This window comes from Arthrobacter tecti (assembly GCF_054511355.1).
The window spans coordinates 1-4,750 of record NZ_JBTNCT010000031.1 but is presented as its reverse complement, the minus strand read 5'-3'; the positions used below and the strand labels follow the sequence as shown (position 1 = coordinate 4,750).

General features: G+C 59.8%; 4 protein-coding genes. 3 read left to right on the top strand and 1 reads right to left on the bottom strand.

Annotated features, from left to right (window positions below; translation table 11 throughout):
* Nucleotides 1-386: 386 nt before the first annotated feature.
* Complete coding sequence (locus tag ACX80C_RS19215) at nucleotides 387-803, bottom strand: hypothetical protein (protein WP_459328068.1); 417 nt, start codon at nucleotides 801-803, stop codon at nucleotides 387-389.
* 768 nt (nucleotides 804-1,571) lie between these two features.
* Between ACX80C_RS19215 and ACX80C_RS19210 the strand changes: the two genes are divergently transcribed.
* The 3 genes from ACX80C_RS19210 to ACX80C_RS19200 are packed head-to-tail and all read left to right on the top strand — an operon-like array spanning nucleotide 1,572 to nucleotide 4,452.
* Complete coding sequence (locus tag ACX80C_RS19210; protein ID WP_459328067.1) at nucleotides 1,572-2,708, top strand: peptidoglycan-binding protein; 1,137 nt, start codon at nucleotides 1,572-1,574, stop codon at nucleotides 2,706-2,708.
* Nucleotides 2,705-3,346 carry an ABC transporter ATP-binding protein gene (locus ACX80C_RS19205; RefSeq protein WP_459328066.1) on the top strand — a complete coding sequence of 214 codons (642 nt, stop codon included), beginning with the start codon at nucleotides 2,705-2,707 and terminating at the stop codon, nucleotides 3,344-3,346. The genes ACX80C_RS19210 and ACX80C_RS19205 overlap by 4 nt, the downstream gene beginning before the upstream one ends.
* Nucleotides 3,343-4,452 (top strand): ABC transporter permease, encoded by a 1,110-nt coding sequence (locus ACX80C_RS19200; RefSeq protein WP_459328065.1) that lies wholly within the window; start codon nucleotides 3,343-3,345, stop codon nucleotides 4,450-4,452. The genes ACX80C_RS19205 and ACX80C_RS19200 overlap by 4 nt, the downstream gene beginning before the upstream one ends.
* The last annotated feature ends 298 nt before the right edge of the window (nucleotides 4,453-4,750 follow it).

Genomic DNA, 4,750 nt, shown 5'->3' with positions numbered 1-4,750 from the left:
GCACGAGAGGAGGAACCCGAACCCGCCACACCATCCGAGAACCACAACTTCTAAACCTCAACAACCTCGAAAAGCCACAGAACGGCTACACCACTCCACGGGACTTGACCAAGTGACGCGGGAGGACGCCATATTAGGGATGAGAATGTCAACGTGATTGGAGACCACTTTCGCAGCCCGACTTGAGCCCACCTCACTCTCGTAGCGACTCACCAGTGGACTAACCGCAGTTTCACTTGAGCCCACCCCACCGCCCGCAGATGCACGCTACCGGTACCTGGATATCCGGGTGTATCGGATGCAGTCCGGCTTCCCTGGAGTTAAGGCTGTACTCGCTCAGTCCTGCTCGCAGCTACTGCACAATAGGAGCACCATCCCGCCACTCATTACGAACTCCAAGTTTCCAGTGGGTCCGCGCAGGTTTCGCGGATGGTGTCACCTTCTGGGGTGCCTGAACGCAAGCCCGTTTCATCATGTACGGAGTAAATCTTTCCCTCGTTGAGCAGCATGTCCTTGAATGCTTGCATGGAGGGAAGCTGTGGAGGACTGTAGCCTTCGCTCACCAAGCAGTCTCGGGCTTCGACGGTCTCCTGGTACTTCTCGGTGAGGAACGCGTCGGTGTATTCCGGCGCTTGGATCTTGTCGAAGCCGAGCTCTGCGCTGCATGCACGATCAGCTTCCATCAGGGCATCCATTTGTTCGGGAGGGCCACCATAGAAATAGCCGCCTCGCCGGTTTTGAACGTCCCACCCTTTTCCTTGTAGGCAGGCGGTGACGCGTTCCGAGATTTCGACGCTGCTCAAAGCTTGTAGCTCTGGGTCTACTGGGCCCTTTGGTGGTTCTTGGCTGGACGGGGTGACGGACTGAGAGGGCGGCAGGCCGGTCGTAGTCGGTGCGGTGCTCTCTGGTGGGGCCGGAGTGACTTCATCACTGTCGAGCGCGTTAGGGTCTGAGCAGCTTGAGACTGCAACTGCCAAGAGCAGGCTGAGAACGGTTGTCCTCAGCCTGCTCTTTGAGGTCGTACTGGGCACTAGGTGGCCTTCGGTCCGCAGAAACTGCCGGCTGAGAAGAAAACGTTCGGCGTGTAAGCCTGCCAGTTGCCGGAGGAATAAAACACCGAACTAGTGGATTTGGTCCCGAACCCTCGGTACGTGACCGACCCGGCCGTTGTTGTGTGCACAGTGATTGTGCTCGATGTGGCACCATACAGCCCTGAAAGAGTGCTGGAGACACCGTAGGCCTGGTTCGACCCGCAATACGCGGTGCCGCCTCGGGTATCCGCCGACGCTGGTGCTGCGGACGCTAGTACAAGACCTGCCGCAGCCAGCAGGACACCCGCTGATCGTCTAAATTTTCTCATTTCCTCGACTCCTCCTCGATGTGTGAGTGATGACATAGGAGCCGCGATACTTGTTGTGTTTCCCCGCCCCCATGCGTTAGAGCGTAGAAGCACACCTATGTGACGTCAACCCTTTGACTCAGATCAAATAGCCTGTTGTCAACTCCGATGGTTATTGTTTCGATACGTTACTGCAGTGTGACTTGCGTCTCCCTGTGGGATGATGGCCGGTATGGCCAAGGGTGGGGGAACGCCAACTGCAGTCAGTGACGACATGCGTTCGGGCGAAGTGACAGATGTGCCTCCGGGTCGGAGGTTGGTTCGCTGGACCGTCGTAATCGTGGTTTGCCTGCTCGCCGGGGCTGGGATTGGTTGGGCTGGAGCCGTGGCGTTACGTCCGGCCGAGGACGCGGTTCAAACAGCTGCGTTCACCACCGTTGAAGTTGTGCCCGGCGAGGTAAGTTCCAGTTTGAGTTTGAACACGGTGACGTCATGGCCGCAGTCCACGCTCGCACTGAACCAGGCTTCGGGTGTGGTGACAAGTGTGCAGCTTGAACCAGGAGCCGAGGTTTCCGTGGGTGACGCCTTGTACTCGGTGAATCTGACTCCGGTTGTCGCTGCCGAAGGAACAGTGCCCTCGTTCCGTCCGCTCGCGCTGGGAGATGTCGGCGAGGACGTCCGCCAAGTTGAGACCATGCTGATTGCGCTCGGGTATCTGCAGGGTGAACCGGCCGACGAATATACAGCGCGAACGCAGACGGCTGTGTCAGCGTGGCAGACCGAGCGCGGCGAACAGGCGACAGGAGTCATTGCTGCAGGAAGCATCGTATTCGTGCCGGATCTTCCACGACGTCTCATGCTGAATACGGAAGTCATCTCCCGGGGCCTGCCAGTAGCGGGCGGTGAAGTCGTTGTATACGGGATACCCGCCGCGCCGGATTTCACGGTCCCCTTGCAGGAAGGCCAAACGGGAACCGTGCAGCCCGGATTACCCGTGAACATCCGGATGGGTGAATCGGTGTGGCAGGCCCAAGTGCAAGAGGTACGTTCAGATCCGGAAAACGGTGTCGAAGCAGTTCTCGCTCCCACCGACGACGGCACAATCTGCGGTGATGAATGCACGCAGGTCCCAGTTGGGGAAGACACCCTGCTTCCCTCCGAGCTGGTGATCGTCCCGTCAACAGAGGGGTTGGTTGTGCCGGCGGCGGCATTGATCACTGGCGCCGACGGCGCCGTCGCGGTCGTTGATGGAGAGGGGGCCACCATTCCGGTACAGGTCACAGAGACGGCGAACGGGATGGCCGTCATCACAGGCGTCACTGCCGGCACGATGGTGCGGATCGCGGTGCCGCAGCAGGCAACCCCATGACCGATCACCGGCTCGCCGCACAGGATCTCAGTTTCGGGTATGGGCCCATCAGCATTCTTCACAACTGGTCCGAGAGTTTCCGCTCAGGAGAAGTGGTCGCCCTCACCGGGCCCAGCGGCCGAGGCAAATCAACCTTGCTGTACCTGTTGGGTCTGATGGTGCGCCCTACTGCAGGGCAGCTTTACCTGGACGGGCGGAACATCACCGGAGTCGGCGATACCAGCCGCGCAAGACTCCGCGCTCACCGCTTCGGATTCGTCTTCCAAGATGCTGCGTTGGACCCCACCCGCAGCGTGCTCGATAACGTGATCGAGGCAGCGCTGTATCGGGGGCAGGACCGCCGGCAGGCCGCCACGGAAGCTCTAAGGCTCCTGAACCGTTTCGACGTTCAACTCCGTGCAACACACAAACCGACCCAAGTATCAGGCGGCCAAGCCCAACGCATCGCGATTTGTCGGGCACTGCTGTCTGATCCGATGGTGCTGTTAGCTGATGAACCCACGGGGAACCTCGATCATGACTCGGCTGAAGTAGTGATCGACGCTCTGCATGGACAAGCCGCGCGTGGGGCCGCCGTCGTCGTCGCCACCCATGACCCAACCCTGATGGCCCGCTGCGATCGAAGGATCGAGTTGTGAGATCCTCCGGTTGGCGTCCCATCCTGCGCGAAGCGGCCGCCTCTGCGCTCAGCCAACCAGTTGCCTCAGTGATCACCATCCTGATGATCGCCGCGATGTGCATCACCATCCTGCTCACGACGGGGCGAACAGCCGGAGCCGAACAAGCAGTGATCAACACCCTTGACTCCGCCGGAACCCGATCCATCATCATCCGCGCAAGCACAGGATCCGGAGTCGATTCCACCGTGGTGGACCGGCTAGCCGCCGTAGACGGGATCCAGTGGCACGGTGCTTTCGGACCAGCACTGGATTCGACCAACGCAGCCGTGCCCGACGGGACCAGAGTCCCCGTGCGTACACTGCACACCCAGGATTTGGATGATCTGCAACCCAGCCGCGAAATCACCCTTCACGGACCCTCCGCGTTTGCCTCCGCTTCCGGGACTTCCCTTCTCGGCCTGTACGAGGGCACCGGCACCGTCAGCTCAGTGCTGGGAAGTAACGATTTCGCCATCATCGGAGCCATTGACGTCCCACCACACTTGGCGTTCTTGGAACCACTGGTCATCGCTCCTCAACCAGCCTCGGCTTCACCCAGTGAAGTGAATGTCATTGTTATCGTTGCCGAGCGCGTCGACCTTGTCGAACCGGTTCGGCACGCAGCAATCAGCGTGCTAGGTGCCAGTGACCCGGCACTCATCACCGTCAACACCAGCCAACAAATCGCTGACCTGCGCACGATCGTCCAGTCTCAACTCAGTACCTTCGGCCGTAGCCTGGTCTTGGTCGTCTTCATCATCACCGCCGGCATATCGGCCGCACTGCTCTACGGGCTAGTCATGATGCGCCGTAAAGACTTCGGACGCCGACGCGCCCTCGGCGCGAGCAAAAGCCTCATCATCAAAATCCTCCTCATACAAACCGCGCTGCTCAGTGGACTCGGAACGATGCTTGGCACTACTGCGGCCACTATCGTCCTCGTTAACGCTGGCGACCCACTGCCAAGCCCGCAGTTCTTCCTCGCCATCGCCATTCTCTCCATCACCACCGGAACACTCTCAGCACTCGTTCCCGCCATCGTCGCCGCCCGCCGCGAACCACTCAAAGAACTGCGAGTCCCCTAGCCGACTGCTCTGCTGATCCTGCGGATCAGGATTTCTCTACCATTCGACCAGTACAGTCGAATCGGCTCGGAAGACTAGCGTTCGTGCACCGGGCGCTGGCGAGACCACGAAAGGCTCGCTCAGATATCAGATCCGCTACCAGAGTTTCCGCTGATCGGTGCGTGGTACTTTTCTTGCGTCGATACGGTCTAGCGCTCCTTGGGGGTTGAAACTTTGAGACTGGTCTTGAGTTTTCAGGCGGCCTTTGGCAGGCGGGCGTTGTCGATGTAGCCGCGGATGTGATGGTCGATGGTGTTCA

Bases quoted from the DNA above. Each gene is read 5' to 3' on its own strand.
- ACX80C_RS19210 (WP_459328067.1), top strand. From the start codon at position 1,572: ATGGCCAAGGGTGGGGGAACGCCAACTGCAGTCAGTGACGACATGCGT.
- ACX80C_RS19205 (WP_459328066.1), top strand. From the start codon at position 2,705: ATGACCGATCACCGGCTCGCCGCACAGGATCTCAGTTTCGGGTATGGG.